Source organism: Rathayibacter sp. AY1H3, from assembly GCF_002932015.1.
Window position 1 is genome coordinate 13,812 of sequence record NZ_PSUU01000029.1, and the last position, 25,748, is coordinate 39,559.

A 25,748-nucleotide genomic window follows, 5' to 3' on the forward strand; every position below is an offset into this window, starting at 1 on the left:
GGTGGACGACCTCCGTCAGGACTTCGTCGCGAGGCCGGCGGCCGATCGGACCCGCTCCGGAGCTACCGACGGCCGGCCCGCGCCTCGACGACGTGCCGGCACCCGACCCCGCCGCGCTCCAGCTCCTCGCGCTCGCGGCGGAGCCCGACGCGGACTCGCCGCGCCTCTGCCAGCGGCAGCACCGCCTCCGGATCGACGGTCGCCAGCAGGAGCGCCGCCCGCGACCTCGCCGCCACCCGCACGTCCAGGCACGGCGTCTCCTCGGCGAGCCCGAGCAGCGCGGCCACCAGCAGCTCCAGCTCGACCGCCGTCGCGTGGAGCACCAGCACCCGCGAGGCCGGGCTCGACGGGCGGCGGACCAGGAGCGTCGCTCCGGTCATCGTCGCCGCCCTCCCCTGCCCGGGACCGGTCCGGGACGTCCGCCCCGCCTCGGCCCTCGGCGACCGCCCGCGCGACGTCGGCGTGCACGCATGGGGTTCCTTCTCTCGTCCTGCTGCGGCGCGAACTGCACCGCACCTCCATCACACGACAAGGGCACCCGGGCCGGGGAGAGGGTTGCCACGCGCGCGTCGGCGGGTCAGGAGGCGCCGGGGATGAGAGGGTTGCGCGATGTCCACTGCGAGCGTGCCGTCGCCGCGCGCCGGAGTCCGGACCCGGCGCTTCCGGCGCCTCGCCCGCACGGGCTTCGCCGTCAACGGACTGATCCACCTCCTGATCGGCGGCCTCGCCCTGCGCGTCGCGGTCAGCGACGAGACCTCGCGGGAGGCGGACGCGTCCGGAGCGATCGGGCGCATGGCCGACTCCCCCGTCGGGCTCGTGGTGGTCTGGGCCGCGCTGGTCGGGCTGGTCGCGCTCGGCCTCTGGCAGCTCTCCCTCGGCGGGCGCTCCTCCGCGCCGGGGCTCCCCGCCCGCCTGGGCCGCCGGATCGTCGAGTCGGGCAAAGGCTTCGCCTCGCTCACGCTCGCGGGCACCACGCTCGTCTTCGCGCTCGGCGGCTCGACGAGCTCCTCGGCCACGATCCGCCGCATCAACACCGAGCTGCTGACGAGCACGGTCGGCGTCGTGATCCTCGTGATCGTCGGCGGGATCGTGCTGGGCAGCGGGATCGGCTTCGTCGCGATCGGGATCCGGCGCGGCTTCCGCAAGCTCGTCCGCATCCCCGAGGGCCCGACGGGGACGGCAGTGCTGATCCTCGGCGCGACCGGCTACATCACGAAGGGGCTCGCTCTGGGCCTGGCCGGCGGGATCTTCGTGGTCGCGGCGCTGACCGGCGACGCCCGCCAGGCGACCGGGCTCGACGGGGCCATCCGCTTCCTCGACGTCCCTCCGTACGGCACGATCGCCCTGACCCTCGTCAGCGCGGGACTGGTCATGTACGGGCTGTTCCTCGTCGCCCGGGCGAAGCTCGCGAAGCTCTGAGCCGACGCGGCAGTCGTTCACAGTCGCCACCCATATCGCTGAGTATCGTTCGGAGAAACAGGAGGTCATCATGAACGGATCGTCATCGACCGGCGCGTTCGGCACCGGCACGCCCATCGAGAGCATCTGGCGCGCGATGGAGCAGGCCCGCTCCCGCATGGAGAAGCGCGTCGGCTCCCGGGTCGGCCGCGGGGACGTGCGCACCGCGGTGCTCGCGCTCCTCGCCGAGCAGCCCATGCACGGCTACCAGATCATCCGCGAGATCGAGGAGCGCAGCGGAGGCGACTGGAAGCCGAGCCCCGGCTCGGTCTACCCGACCCTCCAGCTCCTCGCGGACGAGGGCCTCATCACGGCCGACGAGCAGAACGGCCGCAAGACCTACACGCTGACCAACGCCGGCCGCGCGACGGTCGCCGAGCACGGCACCTCGACCCCGTGGAACGACTCCGACCACGTCGACTTCGGCGCCCTGCCCAAGGCGGGCCTCGAGCTCGCCCAGGCCGCGGCCCAGGTCGGACGCTCGGGCACCCCCGAGCAGATCCGGAAGGCCATCGCCGAACTCGAGGACGTGCGCCGCCGCCTGTACGCGATCCTCGCGCAGGACTGACCCGGGTGGCCTCGGTCAGCCCGGGTCCTGCCGCCCCGGGCCACCGAGAGCGGGAGGACCGGCGGCGCTACCGCCGGATCCTCCGCTTCGCCGCGTGGCATCTCGCGGTCACCTGGTTCTTCGACCTGCTCCTGCCGCGGGTGGGGCTCACGCGCGTCGCGCTCCGCACCCGGCCCGGCCGGATGCGCCGCTTCGCCCGCAGCTTCCACGTGCTCGCGGTCGACCTCGGCGGCCTGATGATCAAGGTCGGCCAGTTCATGTCGTCGCGCCTGGACGTGCTGCCGCCCGAGATCACCCGCGAGCTGGAGGGGCTGCAGGACGAGGTCCCGCCCGTCCTGTTCCCGCGGATCCGGGCGCTGGCCGAGTCCGAGCTCGGGCTGCCGCTCGAGCGCGCCTACGCCGGAGTGGACGAGTCGCCCGTCGCCGCCGCCTCTCTCGGGCAGGCCCACCGCGCCCGGCTCTCCCCCGTCGACGCCGAGGACACCGGCTACTCGGCCGCCATCATGAAGGTGCAGCGGCCGGGGATCGACCAGATAGTCGAGGTCGACCTCGCGGCTCTGCGCCGCGTCGGCGGCTGGCTCAGCCACGTGCGCCTCGTCTCGGACCGCGTCGACGCCCCGGCGCTCGTCGAGGAGTTCGCGGTCACCAGTCTCGAGGAGATCGACTACCTGCAGGAGGCGGCCAACTCCGTCCGCTTCGCCGCCGACTTCGCGGGCGACGCCCGGGTGGCCGTCCCGGACGTGGTCTGGGAGCGCTCGACCCGCAAGGTCCTCACGCTCGAGGACGTCACCGCGATCAAGATCACCGACCACGCCGCGCTGCTGGCCGCCGGGATCGACCCGCGGGAGGTCGCTCCGGTCTTCGCGGCCGTGATGTTCGACCAGCTCTTCACCAACGGCTACTTCCACGCGGATCCGCACCCCGGCAACGTCTTCGTCACGCCGACCCCCGGGGGCGAGCTGCCCTGGCGCCTCACCTTCATCGACTTCGGGATGATGGGCGAGGTGCCGCCGAGCACCCGCGCGGGCCTGCGCCGGATGCTGATCGCCGCCGCCTCCCGCGACGGCAAGGGTCTCGTCGACGCGGCCCGCGCGGTCGGCGTCCTCCTCCCCTCGGCCGACTCCCGCGAGCTGGAGCGGGCGCTCACGCAGCTCTTCGCCCGCTTCGGCGGCATGGGCTTCGCCGAGCTGCGGGAGGTGGATCCGCGCGAGTTCCGCGACTTCGCCGTGCAGTTCGGCGACGTCGTGCGCGCTCTGCCGTTCCAGCTCCCCGAGAACTTCCTGCTCGTCATCCGCGCGATGTCGCTGACCTCGGGCGTCTGCAGCGCGCTCGACCCGGCCTTCAACCTGTGGGACTCGGTCGAGCCCTACGCGCAGCAGCTGATCCGCGAGGAGCGCGGCTCCGTCGTGCAGGACGTCGGCAAGCAGGCCGTCGACACGCTCGGCCTGATCTGGCGCCTGCCGCGCCGGCTCGACGAGCTCGTCACGACCCTCGACGACGGCGAGCTCGCGGTCACCGTCCCCACCATCGAGCGCCGGCTGAACCGGCTCGAGGGCACCGTCCGCCGCGTGATCTCGGCCGTGCTGTTCGCGGGCCTGCTGATCGCGGGCGCCGTCGTGCGCCCGGACGACAGCGGCTTCGGGACCGTGCTGATGATCGCGTCGGCGCTTCCGCTGCTGCACGCCCTGCTGGCCCGCGGCCCGCGCGGCTGACGGCCGCCGTCGGACCGCGGCCGCCGCGTCGCATCCGTCACCTCCTCCGCCCACCTCACCGGCGGCGCGGTCGACATCGGCTACACGGACGCGGACAGCTGGCTCGCGCAGCACGGCACCGACTACGGGCTCTGCCAGATCTACGCGAACGAGATCTGGCACTTCGAGCTCGCCACCGAGCCGGGCGGCGACTGCCCGGAGCAGCTGCCCGACGCGAGCGCGACCTGAGCGGCTCTCCCGCGCTCCCGGGATCCGATGCGTCGCGAAAGGTCGTCATCGGAGGCGAAGGGGAGCCGTTCGCGACGCATCGATCGCGCAGGCGGCCGGGCGGCCGGGCTCGGCGGCCGGGCTCAGCGGCTGGTGAGCAGCTCGACGAACTCGTCGGCCATCGCGAGCTGGGCGCTCAGCGCCTCGCGGCGCTCGCGGGCCTGCGCGACGAAGGCGTCGAGCTGCGCGCGGACCTCGGCCGGCGCGTCGTCGCCCTCGGCCTCGAGCGTGTCGATCACGGGGAGCAGCGCGGCCATCTCCTCCAGCGAGAAGCCGAGCGGCTTCATGCGGCGGATGAGGATCAGGCGGTCGTAGTCGGTGGACGTGTAGAGGCGGAAGCCGCCCTCGGTGCGGCCGGACGCCTTCACGAGGCCGATCTCGTCGTAGTGGCGCAGGGTCCGGAGCGAGAGGCCGGTCCGCTCGGCGAGCTCGCCGATGTGCATGGTGCCGATCCTGCTCACCCCTTCAGATCTACCCTTACGTGAGGGTAGGGTTGCCCGTGCTGCTGACACGCCTCTGCAAGCTTGGCATCCCCGCCCGCTTCCGCCGACCCGATGCCGCAGCCCTCCGCGCTCCTCGTCGAGCACCCCTCCCACTCCCTGGAGCCGCCGCGATGGCCCTCGCCTCGAAGACCCCTGCCCGCCCGCACGCCGAGCCCACAGTGATGACGGCGCTGCGCACCCCCCGCATCCTGACCCGCGAGGTCCTCGCCGGCCTCGTGGTCGCGCTCGCGCTCATCCCCGAGGCGATCTCGTTCTCGATCATCGCGGGCGTGGATCCGCGGGTCGGCCTCTTCTCGTCGTTCGTGATGGCCGTGTCGATCGCGTTCCTCGGCGGACGCCCCGCGATGATCACCGCCGCCACGGGCGCCGTCGCCCTGGTGATCGCCCCCGTCGCCCGCGACTACGGGATGGACTACTTCATCGCGACGGTGATCCTCGCGGGCGTGTTCCAGATCGTGCTCGGGCTGCTCGGAGTGGCGAAGCTCATGCGCTTCATCCCCCGCAGCGTGATGGTCGGATTCGTGAACGCGCTGGCGATCCTGATCTTCTCGGCGCAGATCCCCAACCTGATCGGCGTGCCCTGGCTGGTCTACCCGCTGGTCGCCGTCGGCATCGTGATCATGGTGGTGATGCCGCGCCTGACGAAGGCCGTTCCGGCGCCTCTCGTCGCCATCGTCCTCATCACCGCGGCGGTCGTCGTCACGGCGGTCGCCGTCCCCACCGTGGGCGATCAGGGCGAGCTGCCCCGCAGCCTCCCCGAGCTGTTCGTGCCGAACGTACCGCTGACCTGGGAGACCTTCACGACCATCGCGCCGTACGCCGTCGCGATGGCGCTCGTCGGACTCCTGGAGTCGCTGATGACCGCGAAGCTCGTCGACGACATCACCGACACCCCCTCCCGCAAGACCCGCGAGTCGCTCGGGCAGGGCGCCGCGAACGTGCTCTCCGGCCTGTTCGGCGGCATGGGCGGCTGCGCGATGATCGGCCAGACGATGATCAACGTGAAGGCGTCCGGCGCCCGCACCCGCATCTCGACCTTCCTCGCCGGCGTGTTCCTCCTGATCCTCGTTGTCGCGCTCGGCGACCTCGTCGCGATCATCCCGATGGCCGCGCTGGTCGCGGTGATGGTGATGGTCTCGGTGGCGACGTTCGACTGGCACAGCATCCGCCCGTCGACTCTGAAGCGGATGCCCGTGGGCGAGACGGTCGTCATGATCGCCACGGTCGTCGTGGTCGTCCTCACCCACAACCTGGCGATCGGAGTCGTCGTCGGCGTCCTCGCCGCCATGGTCGTCTTCGCCCGCCGGGTCGCCCACTTCGCCACCGTCGAGCGCACCCTCTCGGCCGACGGATCGACGGCCCACTACACGGTCACCGGCGAGCTGTTCTTCGCCTCCAGCAACGACCTCACCACGCAGTTCTCCTACGCGGAGGACCCTGCGCACGTCGTGATCGACCTCTCCGGCTCCCACATCTGGGACGCCTCGACCGTCGCCGCGCTGGACGCCGTCACCACCAAGTACGAGCGCCACGGCACCCGCGCCGTGATCGCGGGCATGAACGACGCCTCCACCCGGATGCACGGCCGCCTCGCCGGGAATCTCGGCGCGGGGCACTGAGGGTCGGGGCTGCGGGACCGCACGCGCAGCCCCTCAGAGCGGCGCGAGCACCAGCGACCAGAGCCAGCGCCCGCCGACGACCCGGTGCACGACCACGAACAGGGCGGTGATCGCGAGTCCGACCGGCAGCAGCACGGCGCCGGCCGCGAGGCGGTCGGCGGGCACGGCGAGCAGCAGGCCGAGCGGCACCGACGCGCAGGCTGTGACCAGCGCCGCGACGAGAGCGGCGCGGCGGTCCCGGGTCGGCTGCGGCACGACGCCGATCCGGCGCCGGACCAGCCAGTGGGCGAGGGCCCACGCGGCCGTGGTCCCGAGGGCGGTGCCGCCCGCGATCGCCGGCACGACGAGTTCGGCAGGCAGGAGGAGCCCGCCGACGAGCGCCCCCACCGCGACGCCGACGGCCGAGACGACCTGGGTCGCCAGCGAGTCGCGGGCCCGACCCAGCGCGAACATCGCCCGGTTGAGGACGTAGGTCTGGCTGAAGCCGACCAGGCTCAGGGCGAGCAGCTGCAGGACTCCGCCGATCACCGGTGTGCCGAAGACGAGCTGCGTGAGCAGTGGCGCCGCCGCGACGAACAGGAGCGTCGCGAGCAGAGTGACGGCGAGCACCGCGTCCTCGGTCCGTCGGAGGTTCACCGCCGCGGCCGCCCGATCGCCGCGGCGCAGGTCCCGGCTGAGCGGCGTGAACATCGCCGTGGCGACGGAGACGACCAGGATGCCGTGCGGCAGCAGGAGCAGCAGCTGCGCGCTCGAGAAGGAGTTGAGGCTCGGCCCGTCGACGCCGGCGCGGTTCATGGCCTGGCCGGCCGCCGTCGCCGCGTTCGAGACGACGATGTACGACACCTCTGCGACGAGGGCGCCGAGGAACACCCAGACCGCATCCCGCGACACTCCGCCGAGCCCGGCGACGCCGCAACGCGGCCGCAGGCGGACGCCGACGGACCGCGAGAACGCGACTGCGATCACCCCCTGTACCACGATCGCCGCGGTGGCAGTGCCGCACAGGAGCGCCACCATCTCCGGCGTCCACTCGTCGGCGGGCGTCGACGCCGCCTCGGGGTGGATCAGGAGGAACACCGCGATCCCGAGCACCGAGATCACGTTCGCGCAGGCGGGCGCCCACGCGCCCGGCCCGTACTTCTCGGCGGAGTTGAGCAGCTGCGAGAAGACGGCGAAGACGATGTAGAAGAAGATCTGCGGCAGGCACCAGTAGGCCATCTGGGTGGCGAGCAGAGCCCAGTCGGCCGACCAGCCCCCGGCGTAGAGCCCGACGATCAGCGGCGCCGCGAGCGTGCAGGCGGCCGTGAGGAGCGCCGCTCCGCCGAGGCACACGGTGAGCAGCCGCTCGAGGGTCCGCACGCCCTCCGGTCCGTCGGCCCGCGCCCGGACCATCTGCGGCACGAGCACCGCGCCGAGCACCCCGCCCGCGATGAGCCCGTACAGGTAGGTGGGCGCGGAGTTCGCGACCTCGAACACCTGCCCGCCGACCGACGCGCTCGTGCCGCCGACCGCCACGACCAGGAGCGCCAGCCGGACGAACCCGAGGATCCGCGAGACGAACGACGCGACCACCATCCCCCCGGTCGCGCTGCGCATCCGGGCAGCATAGGCGGTGCGACCCGGGTCGCCACCGACCGCGGCGCCCGCCGGGGTCGATGCGTCACGAACGGTCGTCACGGGCGCGGGAGAGGGGCCGATCGTGACGCATCGATCTCGGGGAGGGCGGGAGGCGGGAGGGCCCGCGGGCGGCGCTAGACGCGCACGGGTGCGACGGAGGCGCGGCGGATCAGGCGCGTCTCGAGTTCCATGCGGGTGGCCGAGGCGCCCGAGGCGAGCGGAGTCGCCGACCGGTGCGCCTGGTGCAGCATCCGGAAGGCGATGGCGCCCATCTCGCCGATGGGCTGCTGGATCGTGGTCATCGGCGGGGTCGCCCAGGCCGACTCCTCGACGTCGTCGAAGCCGATGACGCTGAGGTCTCGCGGGATGCGGAGGCCGGCGTCGTCGGCGGCCTCGTAGACGCCGAGCGCCATCACGTCGGAGCAGGCGAAGAAGGCGGTCGGCGCGTCCGGCTCGGCGAGCATCAGCCCGGCGGCCTCGCGGGCCAGCTCGCGGTCCCAGTCGCAGTAGGCGACGCGCGGATCCTCGACCCCGGCGGCGCGGAGCGCGGTGGTGAAGCCGTCGATCCGGGCGCTGCTGTAGAGCTGGGTGCGGGTGCCGCCGAGGACGCCGAAGCGGGTGTGGCCGGCGTCGAGGAGGTGCTCGGCGGCCATGCGGCCCCCGTCCCAGTTGGTCGCGCCGACGCTCGCGACGTCGGCCGGCGGCCGCGTGCTGGGGTCGACGACGACGACGGGCAGCTCGGCGGTGGTCAGCAGGTGCAGCTGCGCGGCCGAGACGTTGACCAGCACCACGATGGCGCCGAGCGAGGGGCGGCGGAGGAGGCGGCTGATCCAGGCGCCGTCGTCGCGGGCGCGGGTGAGCACCAGGTCGACCCCGGCGGCGGAGGCCTCGGCCTCGATCCCCTCGAGGACCGGTCCGATCCAGGTGCCGCCGATGTGGCCGACGACGACGTCGACGATCTGGGCGGAGTGCGGATCCTCGACCGGCGGGCGCAGGCGCGGGCGGCGGCGGTAGCCGAGCGCGTGCGCCGCCTCCATCACGCGCAGGCGGGTCGCCTCCGAGACGTCGGTGCCGCCGTTGAGCACCTTCGAGACGGTGGGGACGCTCGTCCCGGCGCGCTCGGCGATGAGCGCCATGGTCGGGCGGGTGGTCGCTCCGGAGACGTCGTCGTGGTCGGGCATGTGCTCACCGTAGCGGATGCCGACTTTCGCAACTAGCCCTGCGGCAGGACGGCTTGCTCCCGCCGGGAACCGCGGTGCATGATGGTCGGACGCTGGGGCTCCCGCGCAGAAGTTGCGCAAGTCCTGTTCGATGACGAACCGCGGAGCGATCCGCCCGCACGTGAGGACGACGATGACCGACCACTCCCCGACCACTCCCGGCAAGACGGCCCTCGTCGTCCGAGGGGGCTGGGACGGCCACCAACCGGTCGAGGCGACCGAGCTGTTCCTGCCGTTCCTCCGCGACAACGGCTACGAGGTGCGCGTCGAGGAGTCGACCGCCGTGTACGCCGACGCGGCGTACATGCGGACCGTCGACCTGATCGTGCAGTCGAACACGATGACCTCCATCCAGTGGGAGGAGTTCCTGGGCCTCCGCGCGGCGGTCGAGCGCGGCACAGGCCTCGCCGGCTGGCACGGCGGGATCGCCGACTCCTACCGCGACAACTCCGACTACCTGCAGCTGATCGGCGGCCAGTTCGCCTCGCACCCCGGCAAGCACCCGGACGAGCGCACCGGCGAGCAGTCGGACAACTACATGCCGCACACGATCGAGATGACGGCCCTCGCCGCCGACCACCCGATCACGCAGGGCATCTCCGACTTCGAGCTGGTCACGGAGCAGTACTGGGTGCTGCACGACGACTACAACGACGTGCTCGCCACGACCACGCAGGCCGTCCGCCCGTGGGACCCGTGGAAGCGCCCCATCACCTCCCCCGCGATCTGGACCCGCCTCTGGGGCGAGGGCCGCATCTTCGTCTCGACGCCGGGCCACCGCGTCGAGATCCTCCAGGACGACAACGTCCGCACGATCATCGAGAGGGGAATGCTGTGGGCGTCCCGCTGAGAGTCGGCATCATCGGCGTCGGGAAGATCAGCGAGCAGTACCTCGCGAACCTCCCGACCTTCCCCGGCCTCCGCCTCGTCGCGGTCGCCGACCTGAACCAGGAGCGGGCGCAGCAGGTCGCCGACGAGCAGGGCGTCCGCGCCCTCACCGTCGACGCGCTGATCGACGACCCGGAGATCGACGCGGTGCTGAACCTCACGATCCCGGCGGCGCACGTCGAGATCGGCACCCGCGCCCTGAAGGCGGGCAAGCACGTCTTCGCCGAGAAGCCGCTCGGGCTGAACCCGGCCGAGGCCGCGCCGATGCTCGACCTCGCGGACGAGCTGGGCCTGCGCTTCGCGAGCGCCCCGGACACGGTGCTCGGGACCGGGGTGCAGACCGCGCGCCTCACCCTCGACTCCGGCGCGATCGGCACCCCGATCGCCGCGCAGGTGCACTGGGCCGCGCCCGGCCACGAGCGCTGGCACCCGGCGCCCGAGTTCTACTACCAGCCCGGCGGCGGCCCGCTGCTGGACATGGGCCCGTACTACCTGACGGCGCTCGTGCACTTCTTCGGGCCGGTCGTCCGCGTCACGGGCCTGGCCACCCGCTCCGACCGCCCGCGCACGATCGAGACCGGGCCGAAGGCGGGCACGCCGATCGAGGTGACGATCGACACGCACATCACCGCGCTGCTCGAGCACGCGAGCGGAGTCGCCACGACCGTCACCGTGAGCTTCGAGGTCTGGCGCAGCCGGGCCCCGAAGTTCGAGGTCTACGGCACCGAGGGCACCATCTCGGTCCCGGATCCGAACATGTTCTCGGACCCGGTCGAGGTCGCCGTCCGCGACGAGGACTGGCGGGTCGTCCCCGACTCCGCCGGCGTGATCGACACCGGTCGCGGAGTGGGACTGGCCGACCTCGCGGAGGCGATCGCGGAGGACCGCCCGCACCGCGCCTCCGGCCGCGTGGCCCTGCACGTGCTCGAGATCATGGACGCCGTGCTCCGCTCGAACGAGGAGAAGGCGGTCGTGACGATCGCGAGCACCGCCGAGAAGCCCGACGTGATGCCGCTGCGCACGGCGGGCTCGATCGGCGCCTGACAGCGCCGGGGGGCGACGACGGGAGGCGGGGGATCGCCGCCAGGGCGTCGCTCCCCGTTCGGGGGTGACGGCGGGGGGCGACGCCGTAGACTCGGCGGATCGACGGTCCTCAGCCGCCGCCGCACGCGGAGGGGGATCGGCCGTGGCAGTCGGCTTCCGGCGGAGCGGTGAGCTCCGTGCCCTCGCGCGCCCCCGGCTCCGGGCGGCCGGCGACCCGCTCTCCCCCGAGGACCACCGCTCCCGGCTGTCCGGTTGGCTCAGCATGCCCGGCGGGCCGGGTCTCGTGCGCCCCTCCGCCCTCGCTCCGGCGCGGGAGGCGCCCCTGCTCCGGCTCGTGCGCGCCGGGGCGCCGGCGGAGGACCTGCACGAGGCGACCACCGGCTCCCCCGAGGGCTCGCGCCTCGCGGCCGTCGTCGAGCTCGTCCGCGACGCCCTGCACTCCGCGGACGACGATCGCGCTCTGCGGCTCACCGGCTGGCTGGTGCGCATCCGCTACGACCCGTCGGCCGACTCCTTCCTCCGCCGCTACGGGATCGCGCTGACCGTCCGCCTGCCGCTGAGCGGCGGCCTCGACGTGGAGGTGCCGCTCGACGCCCCGGCGCTGCGCCTGCTCTACGCCGAGCTGGCAGCACCGATGGATCCGGCTGCAGCGGTCGTGGCGGTCGAGACCCTGGAGCCGTCGACCCTCGCGGCGTCGACGCTCGCCTCCCTCTACTCCGCCCGCCGACGCTGGAGCGACGTGGCCGAGTTCTCGGCGCCCGTCGAGAACGTGGACGCCGCCTCCGCCGCGGTGCTCATCCGCCGCGGCGTCGCTCTCCGCGAGCTCGGCCTGATCGAGGGCGCCCTCGAGGCGTTCGACCGCGTGGTGCGCCCGACCGTCACCAGCGCGCGTCCCGTGGAGCTGCGGGCGGAGGCGCTGCTCGAGCGCGCGAGCACGCTCCTCTCGGACGGGCGCACGGCTCCGGCTCGGCGCGATCTGGAGCGCGTGCTCTCCCGCTACCCGGACAGCGCCGCGGCGCACGAGCTGCTGGCGGTCACCGGGCGCTGACGCGACGGAGGGGCGCACCCTCTGCAGGATGCGCCCCTCCGGGGAGTGCGTCGGCTCAGTGCGTCGGCTCAGTGCGTCGGCTCAGCCCTCGGCCTTCGAGGGCTTGCCCTCGGCGGGCAGGACCTCGTGCGGGGTGTCGCGCTCGTCCTCGCCCTCGGCCTGCGACGGCTTGTCGGACTGGTCGTCCGGGTCCTCGACGGGGCTCGGGGTCTGGTCACTCATCGGAGTCCCTCCGGCTCGTCGGACGTGGCGGACGGCTCGGGGTGCGCCTCGAACTCCATCCAGGCGCGGTCCAGATCGGCCTGCGCCGACTCGGGCTCGCTGGCGAAGTAGCCGTCGTAGATCGCGCGGCCGCCGTGCTCGGGCAGGTCGTCGCGACCGGCGAAGGCCTGCGCGAAGCGGCCGACCTCGTCGTCCCTCTTCTGCTGATCCCGCAACCAGGCGGGGAAGGTCTGCGTCATGGTGACACCTCTCTCTCCTGCCCTCCAGCCAATCGCCCGCCGCGGATCCGGGCAAGCCCTTCCGCCGCGGGCCCCGAGGGGCCAGGCTCCGCCCTGGAGGGCCCGGGCTCCGCCCTGGAGGAGCGGCGCTCCGCCCTCTAGAGGACATGTCCGCTACAGGGCGCCCCCGCCCCCGCCGCGGAGGAGAGCCGGCCCCTAGCGTGAGCCCGTGACCGACCCCGCTTCTCCGCGCCCCGCCCGCACCGCCGCGGGCCTGCGCCGCACTCTGCTCGCTCTGACCGCGACCGTCGCGCTGCTCGCCGGCACCGCGGCTCCCCTCGCCTCCGCCGAGCCGGACCCGGTGCCGGTCGGGAACGACCACCTCGCCAACGGCGTCGCCGCCTGGGGGCGCTACCTCAACGGGGAGTGGGACGTGCCGGTGGGCATGTCCGATCTCACGGACATCGCGAGCAGCTACAGCCACACCCTCGCGCTCCACACCGACGGCACCGTCGAGGCCTGGGGAGCGGATCTGGAGGGCGAGCGGGACGTGCCGGCCGGGCTCCGCGAGGTGACGGCGATCTCGACCGGGTACCTCCACAGCATCGCCCTCACGATGGAGGGGACGGTCGTCGCGTGGGGCGACGACCGCCAGGGCCAGACCGACGTCCCGGCCGGACTCGGCGGCGTGACCGCCGTCGCCGCGGGCAGCTACCACACCCTCGGGCTGCGGGGCGACGGGACCGTGGCGGCCTGGGGCTCCGATCAGTTCGGAGCGACCGACGTGCCGGCGGGTCTCTCCGGAGTGGTCGCGATCGCCGCGGGCGGCTGGAACAGCCTCGCGCTGCGCGCCGACGGGACCGTCGTGGCGTGGGGCGGCGACGACAGGGGCGCGTACACCGCCCCGGCAGGGCTCCGCGACGTCGTCGCCGTGTCGGTCAGCTACTCCCACAGCCTCGCCCTGAAGCGGGACGGCACCGTCGTCACCTGGGGCGACCCCGCCGACTCCGGCTTGCCGCGGGTCCCCGCCGATCTCGGCGGCATCACCGCGATCGCCGCCGGCATCGGCTTCAGCGTCCTGCTGACGTCCGACGGCACCGTCGTCTCCCTGCACCCCGACGGCGACACAGAGCTGGACGTCCCGGCCGGGATCACCGGCGCCACCGGCATCGCGGTCGGCTTCAACCACGCCTTCGCGATCGGCCCGCTGCCGACCCTCACCGCCGACACCGCCGAGACGCTCGTCACGACCGGGACCCGCTACTCCGCGACCTTCACGGCGTCCGGCCCGGCCGCGACCTTCGAGGTCTCGTCCGGCGCCCTTCCCGCGGGGGTGACCCTCTCGCCGGAGGGCGTCGTCTCGGGCAGGCCGACCACCGCAGGCGACTCCACCTTCACGGTGAGCGCGCGGAACGCGTACGGCACCACGGCCGGCGTGCCGCACACGGTCACCGTGGTCCCCGCGAACACCCCGCCCGTCGTGACGGTCGCCTCCGCCACCGACGGCGCCTCCTACGAGAAGGGCTCGGAGCCGAGGGCCGCCTGCGCGATCACGGATGCGGAGAGCGGAACGTTCAGCGAGGAGGCCGTCGTCACCGGCACGCTCGTGAACGGCCTCGGCACCCGCACGGCGACCTGCACCTGGACCGACCCCGGAGGACTGACCACGACCGCCACCGCGACCTACCGGATCATCGACACCGGCGTCCCCACCATCGCCGCGACGACCACGCCGACGGCTCCGAACGCCGCGGGCTGGTTCCGCTCCCCCGTCTCCGTCGGCTTCTCCTGCGCCGACGGCAGCGGCTCCGGGATCCGCAGCTGCACCCCCGCGCGGATCCTGCGCGAGGGCCCCGGCCAGAGCGTCACCGGCACCGCCGTCGACAACGCGGGCAACCGCGCCACGACGACCCGCAGCGGCATCGCCATCGACACCACGAAGCCGCAGCTCTCGTTCACGTCGAGGCCCGAGGGGTCCTACCCCTACGGCACGGTGCTCCCGGAGGCGCGCTGCCTCGCGGACGACGCGCTCTCGGGCCTCACCGGCGACTGCGTGATCACGGGCGGCGGCCGCTCCGTCGGACCGCATGTGTACCGGGCGACCGCGACCGACCGGGCGGGCAACGTCTCGACCCTCACCGCGTCCTACACCGTGACCCCGTGGGCGATCTTCGGGCTCAGCACCTCGGTGAAGAGCGTGACCGCCGGAGCCGCGACCGGCATGACGTTCCAGGTGACGTCCACGTCGTCCGCGGGCACGTTCCGCCACTCCGCCCTCGCCGACGTGCGCAGCGTCACGCAGAGGCAGACCTCCTGCACCGCCGGCGCCGTCCTCACCGGAGCGCCGACGACCACCCTGACCGGACGCCTCCGCTACGACACCGCGACGAACCGCTACGTGAAGGCGTGGACGGTGCCCGCGAAGCGGGGCACCTGCTGGACGCTGACGGTCACGACGGCGGACGGCAGCACGGGGAGCGCCCGGTACTCGGTGAAGTAGCGGCGCCGGACGGCCGCCGCGGTCCGGTCAGGCTCCCGCCGCGGCGTACCGCTCCGCGAGCACGCGGAACGCGGCGGCCAGCTCGGGCGGCTCGGCCCCGGCCATCGGAGCGTCGAACCGGCCGAACGACGCGGCGAGCGCCTCCCACGACCAGGCGCCGAGGGCGAGTCGGCAGCCCGCGTCGCCGAGGTCCTCCACCTCCCCGTCGCCCGCGTAGGGCAGGACTTCGGCGGCGGGCGCCGTCAGCACGACCGAGCCGCGGCACGGCCACCCCTCCCCGGGCGCTCCGCCGCGGAACCGCGCCTCCAGGAACTCGGCGGGACTCCCGCCCGGCAGCACCCGGCGGCGGAAGCGAGCCCCGCGGGGCGAGCGCGGCTCGAGCCGGTCGACGCGGAACACCCGCCAGTCGTCGCGGTCGAGGTCGAAGCCGATGAGGTACCAGCGGCCCTGACGCGCGACCAGGTGGTGGGGCTCGACGCGGCGCACCGCCTCCGCGTACGCGAAGCGGAGCACCTCCGAGGCCCGGACGGCCGCCGCGACCGCGACCAGCCGCTCCGGAGGGACTGCGGGGGCCGGCGCCGCCGCGACCGTGAAGCGCAGCGCATCAGCTCGGGGCCGGAGCCGGGCGGGCAGGACCTGCCGCACCGTCGCCAGCGCACGGGCCGACGCCTCCTCGAGCCCCGCGATCGGCGCGCGCAGGGCGGCGGTGAGGGCGAGCACCTGCTCGTCGTCGAAGAGCAGCGGCGGGAGCTCGGCGCCGGCCTCGAGCCGGTACCCGCCGTCGGGGCCCTTCGCCGCGTCGATCCGGTAGCCCATCGTGCGGAGCCGGTCGACGTCGCGACGCACCGTGCGCGGCGCGATCCCCAGGCGCTCGGCGAGCACTCCGCCCGGCCAGTCGCGGCGGGTCTGCAGGAGGGAGAGGAGCAGGAGGAGCCGCTCGGTCGTCGTGGGCACGTCCCGAGGGTATTCCGAGAAGAGGACCGTCACCGTCCTCTTCTCCTGGGAGCGTCGGGGCACCGGGTGATCGACCCGGCACGACTGCGAGGAGCGCACCATGAGCATCACCACGACGACCCACCTCAACTTCCGCGGACAGGCCCGCGAGGCACTGGAGTTCTACGCCTCGGTCACGGGAGGCCGGGTCGACGCGATGTCCTACGCGGACGCGAACGCTGTCACCGCGCCCGACGAGGCCGACCAGCTGATGTGGGGCCAGGTCGTCTCCGAGGCCGGCTTCCGCGTCATGGCGTACGACGTCCCCGCGCACACGGCTTACGACCCGGGCACGATCCCGGTGTTCGTGTCGCTGCGCGGCTCCGACGCCGACGAGCTGCACCGCCTCTGGGACGGCCTCTCGGAGGGGGCGGCGGTCGTCGTGCCCCTGGCCCCGGCGGCCTGGTCGCCCCTCTACGGGATGCTGCGCGACCGCTTCGGAGTGACGTTCGTCGTCGACCTCGAGGTCGCCTGGGGCTGAGGCCCGCGGGCTCGGCGGCGGGGCGCGTCCCACTGCGGACGCGCCGGCCGCCGACTCGGTACGCTCAGCACCGGATCCGGTCGGAGGGACGCTGCATGCTGGAGACGATCTCCGAGGCTCTCTCGCTGGTCACTCTCCCCCTCGGCGTGCTGTTCCTGCTCGCCGCGTTCGTCGCGGCGCTGATCGACGGACGCTGGCTGACGACGACCGCCTACCTCGAGGAGGGTCCGCCCCTCGCGCTGCACTGGGTGACCCGGGCCGGCGAGGTGCGATCGCGTCCGCTGTCCGCCGGGGACCCGCTGACGCCGACGCGGTCGGACCAGCGGGAGGTGCACTACCGCGAGGAGGATCCGCACCGCATCCGCCTGCACCGGTGGAGCGACGCGGTGCGGGCGCTGCGCCTGACCGGCATGATCCTGCTCGGGGCGGGCGTCGTCCTCGGGATCCTGTCGACGGCGCTGGCGGTCCTCGCCTAGGCGGCGCTCCGTGCGCGAGGATCGGACCCGTGGATGCGGAACGGGTTCTCGGTGACGGTCGGGCCGACGGGGTGTGGTGCCGGCTCGGGGAGCCGCTGACGGTCGCGCAGATCGCTCGCGGCGGGCCCGCGTGGCTGTGCCTGGACGCGCAGCACGGCGCGTTCGACGACGCCGCGGTCCTCGCTTCCCTGCGCGCGCTCGGCGCCGTGAGCGGGAGGCCGCCCGTCGGCGTCCGGGTCGCGGGAATCTCCGACGCGCTGATCGGCAGGGCGCTCGACGCCGGAGCGGACATCGTGGTCGTCCCGATGATCGAGACGGTCGAGGAGGCGCTCGCGGCCGTCCGCGCCGCGCTCTACCCGCCGCTCGGCCGCCGCAGCTGGGGGCCGATGTCCGATCTCTGGGGCGCCGCTCCCCCGTCGGCCGCCGAGGCGCGCACCGCGCTCTGGGTCATGATCGAGACGCAGGCCGGCCTCGACGCCGTCGATCGGATCCTCGCGGTGCCGGGCGTGAGCGGAGTGTTCGTCGGCCCGTTCGACCTCGCGATCGGCCTCGGACGGGACCTGTCCGACCTGCTCGCCGCGGACGGACCGGACGACCCGCTGCCGAGGATCGCCGCGGCGGCCCGGCGCGCGGGCAAGGGCGCCGGGGCCTACGCGGGCGACCGCGAGCGCGCCGGGCTGCTGCGAGCGCTCGGCTTCCCGAGGGTCGCGGTCGCGACGGATCAGTCGCTGATCGCGCTCGGCACCGCGGCGGCGCTCGACGCGGACGCCGCCGACTCCGGCTGCTGAGCCCGGGGCCGGCCGCCGGTCACCGGCGAGCGCTCCCGCCGGGGGGATGCACGGACTCCGGCGGCTCGGGGACGAAGCGGAGGCCGCCGGCGGAGTTCGCGAGATCGGTGAGCGCCGAGATCCAGGCGGGGTTGATGCGGGGCATGCGGCCGCCGGCGTAGGTGTAGCGGAGCGTGTGCGAGGGGTGCAGCCAGATCGCGCTGCGGCCGTCGCTCATCCCGTTCTCGTCGCGCCAGGTGAGCAGGCACGACTCCCCCCGGCGCAGCTTCGCGGTGAGGACGATCTGCAGGTGGGCGAGCACCCGGTCCTCGACGTCGATCTCGACCGATCCGACGTAGTGCAGCTTCCCCATCGGCGTCTCCCGGCCTCGTCCTCGGAGGACGGGCGCGCCTCCGGCCCACCATCCTCGGGTGTCGTCCAGTGACCAGTTCGGGGCGGCGACAACCGGCGGATCAGCTGGTATCGGCGGATCCGCTGGTCTCGACGGGGCGGGGCTCAGGCCGGCGGGTTCGCCGCCATGAAGTCGCGCATCGGCAGCAGGTTCTGGAGGGGCGCGAAGTACCCGAAGCGGGGCAGGTCGAAGACCACTCCCGCGACTCCGGAGGATCCCATCGCCGCGATCCACTCGAGCGCGGCCGGCATCGGCACCTTCAGCACGCGTGACGCGTCCTCGTCGGAGAGGCCGGCGTGCAGCGCCCCGGCGCGGGCGCGCTCCCCCGTGGTGAAGGCGAAGACCATCGGCCCCGACTCCAGGCCGCCGACGAAGGGGGTGGGCGCGTCGTCCGGCCCCCGCGCGATGAAGCACCACATCGGCAGGGCGTAGACGCTGCGCCAGAGCGCGTCCATCGCGGCGAAGCTCTCGGGGTCGGCGCGCAGGGCCTCCGCCCGGGCGTCGATCTCGACGGTCTGATCCATGGGGCTCCCCTCGGCGCCGGCGATCGGCGCGGACCTCCACGCTAACGATGCTCCCGCTGGGCCGCACCCGCGATCGATCCGTCAGCAGCGGCCCGTCCCCGCGGCGGGCACGGGCCGCAGACGACGGATCGATGCGGCCGCGGCCCGCTCAGGCCGTCGCGTGCAGCGCGGCGTACGCGCCGCCCGTCGCGAGCAGCTCATCGTGCGTCCCCTGCTCCACGACGCGCCCCTCGCTGAGCACCACGATCCGGTCGGCCGTGCGGACGGTGCTCAGGCGGTGGGCGACGATCAGCGTCGTGCGCCCCTCGCGCAGCCGGTCGAGGGCGAGCCGGACCTCGCGCTCGGTGCGCGGATCGAGTGCGGCGGTCGCCTCGTCGAGCACGAGCAGACGGGGGTCGCGGATCAGGGCCCGCGCGATCGCGAGGCGCTGGCGCTGGCCTCCCGACAGCAGGGCGCCCCGCTCCCCCACGACCGTGTCCCAGCCGTCGGGCAGCTCGAGGACGAACTCCGCGTTCGCCGCCCGCAGCGCCGCCTCGAGCCGGTGGTTGTCGGCGTCCGCTGTTCCGTAGAGCACGTTGTCGCGGATGCTGCCGCGGAAGAGCACCGACTCCTGCGGCACGACCGAGACGAAGCGGCGGGCCGTGCGCATGTCGAGGGCGGCGATGTCACGGCCGTCGAGCAGCACGCGGCCCTGCGAGGGGCGGACGAATCCGAGGACCACCCGGGTCAGCGTCGACTTCCCCGAGCCGGAGGGGCCGACGAAGGCCACGGTCTCCCCCGGGGCGATCCGGAGCGACACGTCGTGCAGCACGCGCCGGTCGCCGTAGTCGACGCTCACCCGGTCGAGCTCGACTCCTCCGGCGAGGGCGTCGACGACCGGCTCGCCCTCGTTGTGCTCCACGTCGGGGTCCGCCAGGACCTCGGCGATCGAGCGGCGCGACTCGAGGCCGCGGGTGACCAGCGGAGCAGTCTGGAACGCCGCCGTGATCGTCCCGGTGAGCAGCGCGAAGTAGGAGCTCAGCAGCACGACCTCGCCGACCGTCACCGGCAGGACGCCCGTCATCGCGATGACGGATGCGCCGAAGAGCGAGCCGAGCGTGATGAGCTGGTAGCTGCTCCACGACAGCGCCCCGAAGCGCCCGTTCAGGCGGTCGAGGGCGACGCCCGCCCGCTCGACGCGGCGGGCGGCCTCCACCACCCGCTGGACCGAGACCTTCTCGAGGCCGTGGGCGCGGGTGACCTCGAGGAGCGCGGACATCTCGCCGACGGTGCCGGACATCGTCTCGACGTGGCGCCGGAACGCCTCGTTGCCGGCCGCTGTCCGCCGACGGAGCCAGAGCACGAGTGCGGCCGCGAGCGGGACGGTCAGCGCGAACACCAGCAGGAACTGCGGCACCCTCGTGCCCGTCGCCACTCCGGCTCCGACGAGCACCACCAGCGCTGTCAGCACCGGCCCGAAGGCCTGCTGCAGCATCAGCTCGAGGTTCTCGACGTCGCGCACCACCTTCGTCTGGGCGATGGAGGCGCTGCCTCGCGAGTGGTAGTCGAGCGAGAGGCTCTGCAGCCGCTCGGCGAGCGCCTCCCGCAGCCGCAGGCCCAGCGCGCGGACGGCGGACGAGGAGAGCCGCACGTAGACCGCGTTCGCCCCGATGTTCGCGAGGATCGTCGCCGCGGCGGCCGCGGCCGGCACGACGAGCGCCGATGGCGACCGGCCGTCGACGAGGGCGTCGACCACGGCGGCGGTGACGAGCGGCAGGATCCACAGCGGGCTGTCCTTGACGACGTAGGCGAGCGCCGCCCCGACGACCCGGTGCCGCGACGGGCGCAGGGCCGAGCGGAGCGGATGCTCGGAGGAGATGCCGCTCACGGCACGAGGGCGGGCTCGCGCGCCGCCGCCGTCGATCGGAGGATCAGGGCGGCCGCGCCGATCAGAGGCCCCTCCCCGCCGAGCCCGGACGGGCGGACGTCGAGACCGCGGGCGTAGTCCAGGACAGCGTGCTCCCGGGCGCTCGCCTGCACGAGGTGGAGGTAGTCGCGGGTCACGCCCGCGAAACCGCCGCCGACGGCGAAGTCGTGCACGTCGAGCAGGGTCGCCGCGCCCGCGATCGCCGTGCCGACGGCCTCGGCGGAGCGGCGGACCGCGGACAGGGCCACGGCGTCGCCGTCCGCGGCCGCGCGCCCGAGCTCCTCCCCGGTGCTCCCGGCGAAGCCCCGGCGCCGGGCCCAGGCGACGGTGCTCGGTCCGGAGGCGATGCTCTCGAGCGTCCCGTCGCTCCCCTCCTCGGGGTCGGCGTCGGCGACGTGCACCTGGCCCAGGTGGCCGGCGTTGCCGGAGCGGCCCGCCAGCACCCGGCCGTCGAGGACGATCCCGCCGCCGATCCCGGTCGACACGACGAGGCTCACCGAGGAGACGGCGCCCCGGTTGGCCCCGTACCAGTGCTCGGCGAGGGCGATGCAGGTCCCGTCGAGGCGCAGCTCGACCGGCCGACCGGGCACGAGCCGCTCGAGCGCCTCCCGGAGCGGGACGCCGTGGAGCAGCGGGAGGTTCTTCGGTCGGATCCGGCCGCCGTCGAGGTCGATCGGCCCCGCGGATCCGGCGCCGACGCCGACGACGTCCGCCCCGGCCGTCGAGGCGGCGACGCACTCCGCGAGCGCCCGCTCGAACTCCTCAGGAGTCAGGGCGGGGCCGGTCGCGCGCCGGTGCCGCGTGCCGGGCACGAGCCCGCCCCCGGCGTCGACGAGGGCGGTCTCGATCTTCGTGCCGCCGACGTCGACGGCCAGGGCGGGCTGCGTGCTCACCGCGGATCAGGCCCAGTCGGCGACGAGCTGGTTGGCCGTGCGCAGCACGCTCGGCGACACCAGCGCCTCGGTGTCGAGACCGGAGCCGCGCACCGTGAAGACGACGCTCTCGCCCGGCAGCAGCGTGACCAGCTGGTCGTCGACGACGGCGGACGGGTCCACCTTGTCGACCAGGAGGGTGACGTCGCGCACGAGGTTCTCGGCGGTGACGGTCACCTGCACTCCGCCCTCGACGGGGGCGGCGCTCGTGCGCAGGCGCGCGGCCTCCAGGGCGGAGTCGCGGTACTCGGCGAAGAACCAGAACGCGCGCGTCCCAGCGAAGTCGACGACGAGCAGCTCGGCGGCGGCGTCCTCGGGCGTCGCCACGCCGGACCCGATCGGCAGGGTGCGCACCGAGCGCGCCCCGACCGCGAGCTCCTGCCGCTCCTCCGCCAGCACCGTCCCGTCGAACGCCAGGCGGCGCACGACGCACTCGCCGGCCCACTCCTCGGGGGAGTCGCCCACGGCGACCACGGCGAGCCCCTCCCCGCGCGGCTGCACGGTGAGCAGACGGTCCTCGAAGACGTGCTTGAGCGCGTAGAGGAGCGGCTTGGCGGTGCCGTCGCCGTCCACCGCGGCCCACGAGGTGACCGGCCAGCAGTCGTTGAGCTGCCAGACGATCGAGCCCATGCAGCGCGGGCTCTCGGAGCGCTGGTGCTCGATCGCGAGCGTCACCGCGAGCGCCTGGTTGAGCGACATCGCCCAGTGCCAGTCCTCCGTGTCGTCGGGCAGCGGGAGGTGAGCGACGAGACCGTCGGTCAGCTTGTCGTTGCCGTCGGTCGCCTTCTGGTGGTGGATCATCCCGGGCGACTCGGGAGTCAGCGGCGAGTCCGAGATCGAGCGCTGGATGGTCGACCACGACGCCGGCCCCTGCCAGCCGAACTCGGCGACGAATCGCGCGTGGGCGTCCCGGTAGGCGGGGTAGTCGACGCGGTTCCACAGCTCCCAGAGGTGCACGGAGCCGTGGTCGAGGTCGTTCGCGAAGATCTGCGGGTCGCCCGACCAGGGGCTCCCGGGCGTGTACGAGCGCGCCGGGTCGAGCTCGGCGACCAGGCGCGGGAGGAGATCGAGGTAGTAGCCCAGGCCCCAGGTGCGGCCCTGGAGGCGCTTCTCCCAGCCCCACTCCTCGAAGCCCCAGATGTTCTCGTTGTTGCCGTTCCAGAGTGCGAGGCTCGGGTGCGGCATGATCCGCGTGACGTTGTCGCGGACCTCCGCCTCGACCTCGCTGCGGAGCGGCTCCTCCTCCGCGTAGGCCGCGCAGGCGAAGAGGAAGTCCTGCCAGACGAGGATGCCGCGCTCGTCGCAGAGGTCGTAGAAGTCGTCGGACTCGAAGTAGCCGCCGCCCCAGATGCGGAGGAGGTTGAGGTTCGCGGACTCGGCCTGGTCCATCCTGCGGGCGAGGCGCTCGCGGTCGACCCGGGTGATGAAGGCGTCGTCCGGGATCCAGTTGGCTCCGCGGATCCAGACGGGCTCGCCGTTGACGACGAAGCGGAACGAGGTGCCCTCGTCGTCGCGGTCGAGCTGCACCTCCAGGGTCCGGAAGCCGATCCGCTGGGAGCGCTCGTCGATGACGGCTCCGCCCTGCAGGAGCGCGACCTCGAGGTCGTGGAGCGGCTGCCCGCCGAAGCCCCGCGGCCACCACAGGGCCACCTCGGCCGCCTCGAGGTGGAGGACCGCGGTGCGCTCGCCACCGGGGACGCTCGCCACGGCCTCCGCGCCGGCGACGGAGGCGCGCACCTCCACCTCGGCGTCCGAGGCCCGGTCGAGCCCCACGTGCAGCTCGACGCGGCCTGTCGTCCCGTCGACCGTGACCACGGGGCGCACCGAGGCGAGGCGCGCACCGCTCCAGGCCTGGAGGGTCACCGGCTTCCAGATGCCGGCGGAGGCGGCGTCCAGCCCCCAGTCCCAGCCGAAGTTGCAGGCGGCCTTCCGCAGGGCGTTGAAGGGGTGGGAGTAGGTGTGCGGCCGGTAGCCGATCTCGAGGCTCGCTCGGTCGGCCTCGGCGACGGGCGAGGCGAAGGCGACGACCAGCTCGTTCGCCCCCTCCTGCAGAGCCTCGTCGACGCGGATCCGGTAGGTGCGGTGCTGGTTGCGGGTGCGGGCGATCTCGCGCCCGTTCAGCGTGACGACGGCCACCGTGTCCAGGCCCTCGAAGACGAGCTCGTGCACGTCGCGGCCGTCGGGGGCCCAGTCGAACGAGGAGGAGTACTCCCAGTCCGTCTCGCCGATCCAGGTGACCTTCTTCTCGTTCTGGTCGAGATACGGGTCGGGGATCAGCCCGGCCGCGAGCAGATCGGTGTGGACGAGGCCGGGGACCACCGCGGGGACGACGGCCGAGACCAGCTCGGCGGGGATCGGCCCGCGGGTCGCGCGGACACTCCAGCCGTCGTGCAGCGGACGGCTGGTGGCCGCCGCGGTGCGAGGAGTGGTGTCGAGGGTGTGGGTCACTTCGTAGCTCCTGATGTCAGTCCGTTGTAGATGAAGCGCTGGAGGAAGAAGAACGCGATCAACGTCGGGACGATCACGAGGATCGTGCCGGCGGCGATGACCTCCCACTGCGCCCCGAAGGGCCCCATGAAGCGGAAGAGGGAGGTCGAGATCACGCCGAGGTCGCGCGAGGGCATGTAGAGGAAGGGGATGTAGAACTCGTTGTAGACCGCGATCCCCTTGATGATCACCACGGTCGCGATCGCGGGCTTCAGCAGCGGGAGCACGATCCGCCAGTACACGGTGAAGCGGCTCGCTCCGTCGAGCATCGCGGCCTCGTCCAGCGAGACCGGGATCGACTGCATGAACTGCAGGAAGATGTAGATCGCGACGATGTCGGTGCCCGTGAACAGCAGGATCGCCGACCATCGGGTGTTGAAGAGGTCGAGGGCGTTGATCACCTGGAACGTCGCCACCTGCGTGGTGACGGAGGGGACCAGCGTCGCGAGCAGGAAGAGCCCGGTCACCAGGCTCCGCCCGCGGAAGCGGAACCGGTCGATCGCGTAGGCGGCCATCGTGCCGATCAGCACGGTGCCCACGATCGAGACGACGAGGATGATCCCGGTGTTGAGGAACCCGGTGACCATCCCGCCCTGCGTGAAGGCGATGGCGAAGTTCTCGAGGTTGAACCAGTTCGAGGGCGGCGTGAGCGGTCCGGTGCCCCGGTACTCCGCCGAGGTCTTGAACGCGAGCATCACGATCGTGACGATCGGCACGAGAGCGAAGAGGCAGGCCACGATCAGCGAGCCGTACTTCCCGATCGAGCCGAGGACGGATCCCGCCGACCGGCGGGTGCGCCGCTCCTTCACGGCCGCCTGCCGCGTCACCGGGAGACCGGTGACCGCCGGGGGGCGCTGCTGGGTGCTGGTCATTCCTGGCTCGCCTTCTCGTCGGGGAACACGCGCCGCTGCACGGCCGTGATGATCAGCACGATCGCCAGCAGCACCACGGCCATCGCCGACGCGAGGCCGACCTTGGAGTAGCGGAAGGCGGTGTCGACGGTCTGGATCACGAAGGTCTCGGACCCGTTCGCGCCGCCGGTCATGATGTAGGGCATCTCGAAGGCCGAGAGCGCCCCGGCGATCGCGAGGATGAAGGACAGCCCGAGGATGCGCCGGATGCTCGGCACGATGATGTAGCGGAACTTGTCGAACGCGCTCGCGCCGTCGAGATCCGCCGCCTCGTACTGCTCCTCCGGGACCGACTGGATCGCACCGAGGAACAGCACGAAGTTCAGCCCCATGTAACGCCAGACCGAGGTGGCCGCGAGGGACACGTTGACGACGGAGGGGTCGCCGAGCCACTGCGGGGTGTTCTGCACGCCGAAGACGCCGAGCACCGCGTCGAGCGTTCCGTCCGGGCGGAAGAAGTAGAGGAACATCAGCCCGATGGCGACGCCGTTGATCAGGTAGGGGAAGAAGATGACGCCCTTGAAGAAGTTGCGGAACCGGGTGCGGAAGCTCAGCAGCGTCGCGAAGAAGAGGGCGAGGCCGAGCTGCGCGATCGCGCCGGCGAGGTAGAACAGGCTGACGAAGAAGACGCGGAAGATCTCGGGCCGGGTGAAGATCTCGACGTAGTTCTCGAGGCCGACGAAGGTCTTGTCGGGGTCCAGGCCGTCCCAGTCGGTGACGCTGTACCAGAACATGTTCGCGACCGGGATGTACGTCAGCACGACCAGGAACGCCAGCGGGACCGCCAGGAAGAGCCAGGGGGTGATGCGCCTGCCGGTGAGGCGCTGCCGGCGGCGGGGCCGGATCCGCTTGCTCGCTCCGACCTCGATGGGCGGAGCGTCGGTGATCGCCATGGTCGATCCTTCCGTCGTTCGGGGGTGCAGGAGCCGTGGAGCTCCGGAGGGAGGGGGCGGGCGGCCGCGGGAGGCGGCCGCC

At 73.4% G+C, this 25,748-nt stretch carries 25 protein-coding genes; 11 read left to right on the forward strand and 14 right to left on the reverse strand.

Going from position 1 to position 25,748, the window contains the following annotated elements; genetic code table 11:
• Positions 1–62: 62 nt before the first annotated feature.
• Entirely contained in the window at positions 63–380 is a 318-nt protein-coding gene (locus tag C5C33_RS11990; RefSeq protein WP_104261209.1) for a hypothetical protein, read from the reverse strand.
• 229 nt (positions 381–609) lie between these two features.
• Here C5C33_RS11990 and C5C33_RS11995 point away from each other — a divergent pair, with 229 nt between their 5' ends.
• The 3 genes from C5C33_RS11995 to C5C33_RS12005 all read left to right on the forward strand — a co-directional run bounded on the left by C5C33_RS11995 (position 610) and on the right by C5C33_RS12005 (position 3,738).
• Complete coding sequence (locus C5C33_RS11995) at positions 610–1,419, forward strand: DUF1206 domain-containing protein (protein WP_104227140.1); 810 nt, start codon at positions 610–612, stop codon at positions 1,417–1,419.
• A gap of 70 nt (positions 1,420–1,489) precedes the next feature.
• Entirely contained in the window at positions 1,490–2,026 is a 537-nt protein-coding gene (locus C5C33_RS12000; protein WP_104261210.1) for a PadR family transcriptional regulator, read from the forward strand.
• Between the two features lie 5 nt (positions 2,027–2,031).
• Positions 2,032–3,738 carry an AarF/ABC1/UbiB kinase family protein gene (locus C5C33_RS12005; protein WP_104261211.1) on the forward strand — a complete coding sequence of 569 codons (1,707 nt, stop codon included), beginning with the start codon at positions 2,032–2,034 and terminating at the stop codon, positions 3,736–3,738.
• A 350-nt stretch (positions 3,739–4,088) separates the two neighbouring features.
• Here the strand turns inward: C5C33_RS12005 and C5C33_RS12010 are convergent, their stop codons facing one another.
• Entirely contained in the window at positions 4,089–4,448 is a 360-nt protein-coding gene (locus C5C33_RS12010) for a MerR family DNA-binding transcriptional regulator (protein WP_104261212.1), read from the reverse strand.
• 170 nt (positions 4,449–4,618) lie between these two features.
• Between C5C33_RS12010 and C5C33_RS12015 the strand changes: the two genes are divergently transcribed.
• The gene (locus tag C5C33_RS12015; RefSeq protein WP_104261213.1) at positions 4,619–6,127 is read left to right on the forward strand and encodes a SulP family inorganic anion transporter; all 1,509 of its coding nucleotides are present in this window, start codon (positions 4,619–4,621) and stop codon (positions 6,125–6,127) included.
• 33 nt (positions 6,128–6,160) lie between these two features.
• Here the strand turns inward: C5C33_RS12015 and murJ are convergent, their stop codons facing one another.
• Together murJ and C5C33_RS12025 are read right to left on the reverse strand one after the other, a co-directional pair.
• Positions 6,161–7,723, reverse strand: coding sequence for a murein biosynthesis integral membrane protein MurJ (gene murJ, locus C5C33_RS12020; RefSeq protein WP_104261214.1), 1,563 nt, complete (start codon positions 7,721–7,723; stop codon positions 6,161–6,163).
• A 155-nt stretch (positions 7,724–7,878) separates the two neighbouring features.
• Positions 7,879–8,925, reverse strand: a complete 1,047-nt coding sequence (locus tag C5C33_RS12025; RefSeq protein WP_104224297.1) for a LacI family DNA-binding transcriptional regulator — start codon at positions 8,923–8,925, stop codon at positions 7,879–7,881.
• A 172-nt stretch (positions 8,926–9,097) separates the two neighbouring features.
• Here C5C33_RS12025 and C5C33_RS12030 point away from each other — a divergent pair, with 172 nt between their 5' ends.
• The 3 genes from C5C33_RS12030 (at position 9,098) to C5C33_RS12040 (ending at position 11,944) form a co-directional block, all read left to right on the forward strand.
• Entirely contained in the window at positions 9,098–9,814 is a 717-nt protein-coding gene (locus C5C33_RS12030) for a ThuA domain-containing protein (protein WP_104261226.1), read from the forward strand.
• Positions 9,799–10,896, forward strand: a complete 1,098-nt coding sequence (locus C5C33_RS12035; RefSeq protein ID WP_104255953.1) for a Gfo/Idh/MocA family protein — start codon at positions 9,799–9,801, stop codon at positions 10,894–10,896. Before C5C33_RS12030 ends, C5C33_RS12035 begins: the two co-directional genes overlap by 16 nt.
• Positions 10,897–11,038: 142 nt before the next feature.
• Complete coding sequence (locus tag C5C33_RS12040) at positions 11,039–11,944, forward strand: tol-pal system YbgF family protein (RefSeq protein WP_104261215.1); 906 nt, start codon at positions 11,039–11,041, stop codon at positions 11,942–11,944.
• Between the two features lie 81 nt (positions 11,945–12,025).
• Here C5C33_RS12040 and C5C33_RS18565 read toward each other — a convergent pair whose 3' ends face one another.
• Positions 12,026–12,166 (reverse strand): hypothetical protein, encoded by a 141-nt coding sequence (locus C5C33_RS18565; protein WP_159940045.1) that lies wholly within the window; start codon positions 12,164–12,166, stop codon positions 12,026–12,028.
• Entirely contained in the window at positions 12,163–12,405 is a 243-nt protein-coding gene (locus C5C33_RS12045; RefSeq protein WP_104261216.1) for a hypothetical protein, read from the reverse strand. Before C5C33_RS12045 ends, C5C33_RS18565 begins: the two co-directional genes overlap by 4 nt.
• A gap of 208 nt (positions 12,406–12,613) precedes the next feature.
• Here C5C33_RS12045 and C5C33_RS12050 point away from each other — a divergent pair, with 208 nt between their 5' ends.
• Positions 12,614–14,884 carry a PxKF domain-containing protein gene (locus C5C33_RS12050; RefSeq protein WP_104261217.1) on the forward strand — a complete coding sequence of 757 codons (2,271 nt, stop codon included), beginning with the start codon at positions 12,614–12,616 and terminating at the stop codon, positions 14,882–14,884.
• Positions 14,885–14,911: 27 nt separating this feature from the next.
• Here C5C33_RS12050 and C5C33_RS12055 read toward each other — a convergent pair whose 3' ends face one another.
• The gene (locus C5C33_RS12055) at positions 14,912–15,838 is read right to left on the reverse strand and encodes a YafY family protein (protein ID WP_258069231.1); all 927 of its coding nucleotides are present in this window, start codon (positions 15,836–15,838) and stop codon (positions 14,912–14,914) included.
• Positions 15,839–15,938: 100 nt separating this feature from the next.
• Here C5C33_RS12055 and C5C33_RS12060 point away from each other — a divergent pair, with 100 nt between their 5' ends.
• The 3 genes from C5C33_RS12060 (at position 15,939) to C5C33_RS18575 (ending at position 17,622) form a co-directional block, all read left to right on the forward strand.
• The gene (locus C5C33_RS12060; protein ID WP_104224302.1) at positions 15,939–16,358 is read left to right on the forward strand and encodes a VOC family protein; all 420 of its coding nucleotides are present in this window, start codon (positions 15,939–15,941) and stop codon (positions 16,356–16,358) included.
• A gap of 95 nt (positions 16,359–16,453) precedes the next feature.
• Positions 16,454–16,834: a hypothetical protein gene (locus tag C5C33_RS18570; protein ID WP_181136241.1), complete on the forward strand. Its 381-nt coding sequence runs from the start codon at positions 16,454–16,456 to the stop codon at positions 16,832–16,834.
• 29 nt (positions 16,835–16,863) lie between these two features.
• The gene (locus C5C33_RS18575; protein WP_181136242.1) at positions 16,864–17,622 is read left to right on the forward strand and encodes an HpcH/HpaI aldolase/citrate lyase family protein; all 759 of its coding nucleotides are present in this window, start codon (positions 16,864–16,866) and stop codon (positions 17,620–17,622) included.
• A gap of 19 nt (positions 17,623–17,641) precedes the next feature.
• On the opposite strand, the gene C5C33_RS12070 is transcribed toward C5C33_RS18575, so the two are convergent.
• The 7 genes from C5C33_RS12070 to C5C33_RS12100 all read right to left on the reverse strand — a co-directional run bounded on the left by C5C33_RS12070 (position 17,642) and on the right by C5C33_RS12100 (position 25,666).
• Positions 17,642–17,974, reverse strand: coding sequence for an ATP-dependent DNA ligase (locus C5C33_RS12070; RefSeq protein WP_104261220.1), 333 nt, complete (start codon positions 17,972–17,974; stop codon positions 17,642–17,644).
• A gap of 143 nt (positions 17,975–18,117) precedes the next feature.
• On the reverse strand, positions 18,118–18,537 hold the full coding sequence (locus C5C33_RS12075) for a hypothetical protein (protein WP_104224305.1): 420 nt from the start codon (positions 18,535–18,537) through the stop codon (positions 18,118–18,120).
• A 148-nt stretch (positions 18,538–18,685) separates the two neighbouring features.
• Positions 18,686–20,404 (reverse strand): ABC transporter ATP-binding protein, encoded by a 1,719-nt coding sequence (locus C5C33_RS12080; protein ID WP_104261221.1) that lies wholly within the window; start codon positions 20,402–20,404, stop codon positions 18,686–18,688.
• Entirely contained in the window at positions 20,401–21,336 is a 936-nt protein-coding gene (locus C5C33_RS12085) for an ROK family protein (protein WP_104238483.1), read from the reverse strand. The genes C5C33_RS12080 and C5C33_RS12085 overlap by 4 nt, the downstream gene beginning before the upstream one ends.
• A gap of 6 nt (positions 21,337–21,342) precedes the next feature.
• Positions 21,343–23,823, reverse strand: a complete 2,481-nt coding sequence (locus tag C5C33_RS12090) for a glycoside hydrolase family 2 protein (RefSeq protein WP_181136243.1) — start codon at positions 23,821–23,823, stop codon at positions 21,343–21,345.
• Positions 23,820–24,734, reverse strand: a complete 915-nt coding sequence (locus tag C5C33_RS12095) for a carbohydrate ABC transporter permease (protein WP_104261222.1) — start codon at positions 24,732–24,734, stop codon at positions 23,820–23,822. Before C5C33_RS12095 ends, C5C33_RS12090 begins: the two co-directional genes overlap by 4 nt.
• Positions 24,731–25,666, reverse strand: a complete 936-nt coding sequence (locus C5C33_RS12100) for a carbohydrate ABC transporter permease (RefSeq protein ID WP_104258021.1) — start codon at positions 25,664–25,666, stop codon at positions 24,731–24,733. The genes C5C33_RS12095 and C5C33_RS12100 overlap by 4 nt, the downstream gene beginning before the upstream one ends.
• Positions 25,667–25,748 lie beyond the last annotated feature (82 nt).

Bases quoted from the DNA above. Each gene is read 5' to 3' on its own strand.
- C5C33_RS11990 (WP_104261209.1), bottom strand. From the start codon at position 380: ATGACCGGAGCGACGCTCCTGGTCCGCCGCCCGTCGAGCCCGGCCTCG.
- C5C33_RS11995 (WP_104227140.1), top strand. From the start codon at position 610: ATGTCCACTGCGAGCGTGCCGTCGCCGCGCGCCGGAGTCCGGACCCGG.
- C5C33_RS12000 (WP_104261210.1), top strand. From the start codon at position 1,490: ATGAACGGATCGTCATCGACCGGCGCGTTCGGCACCGGCACGCCCATC.
- C5C33_RS12010 (WP_104261212.1), bottom strand. From the start codon at position 4,448: ATGCACATCGGCGAGCTCGCCGAGCGGACCGGCCTCTCGCTCCGGACC.
- C5C33_RS12015 (WP_104261213.1), top strand. From the start codon at position 4,619: ATGGCCCTCGCCTCGAAGACCCCTGCCCGCCCGCACGCCGAGCCCACA.
- murJ (WP_104261214.1), bottom strand. From the start codon at position 7,723: ATGCGCAGCGCGACCGGGGGGATGGTGGTCGCGTCGTTCGTCTCGCGG.
- C5C33_RS12025 (WP_104224297.1), bottom strand. From the start codon at position 8,925: ATGCCCGACCACGACGACGTCTCCGGAGCGACCACCCGCCCGACCATG.
- C5C33_RS12030 (WP_104261226.1), top strand. From the start codon at position 9,098: ATGACCGACCACTCCCCGACCACTCCCGGCAAGACGGCCCTCGTCGTC.
- C5C33_RS18565 (WP_159940045.1), bottom strand. From the start codon at position 12,166: ATGAGTGACCAGACCCCGAGCCCCGTCGAGGACCCGGACGACCAGTCC.
- C5C33_RS12045 (WP_104261216.1), bottom strand. From the start codon at position 12,405: ATGACGCAGACCTTCCCCGCCTGGTTGCGGGATCAGCAGAAGAGGGAC.
- C5C33_RS12060 (WP_104224302.1), top strand. From the start codon at position 15,939: ATGAGCATCACCACGACGACCCACCTCAACTTCCGCGGACAGGCCCGC.
- C5C33_RS18570 (WP_181136241.1), top strand. From the start codon at position 16,454: ATGCTGGAGACGATCTCCGAGGCTCTCTCGCTGGTCACTCTCCCCCTC.
- C5C33_RS12070 (WP_104261220.1), bottom strand. From the start codon at position 17,974: ATGGGGAAGCTGCACTACGTCGGATCGGTCGAGATCGACGTCGAGGAC.
- C5C33_RS12075 (WP_104224305.1), bottom strand. From the start codon at position 18,537: ATGGATCAGACCGTCGAGATCGACGCCCGGGCGGAGGCCCTGCGCGCC.
- C5C33_RS12095 (WP_104261222.1), bottom strand. From the start codon at position 24,734: ATGACCAGCACCCAGCAGCGCCCCCCGGCGGTCACCGGTCTCCCGGTG.
- C5C33_RS12100 (WP_104258021.1), bottom strand. From the start codon at position 25,666: ATGGCGATCACCGACGCTCCGCCCATCGAGGTCGGAGCGAGCAAGCGG.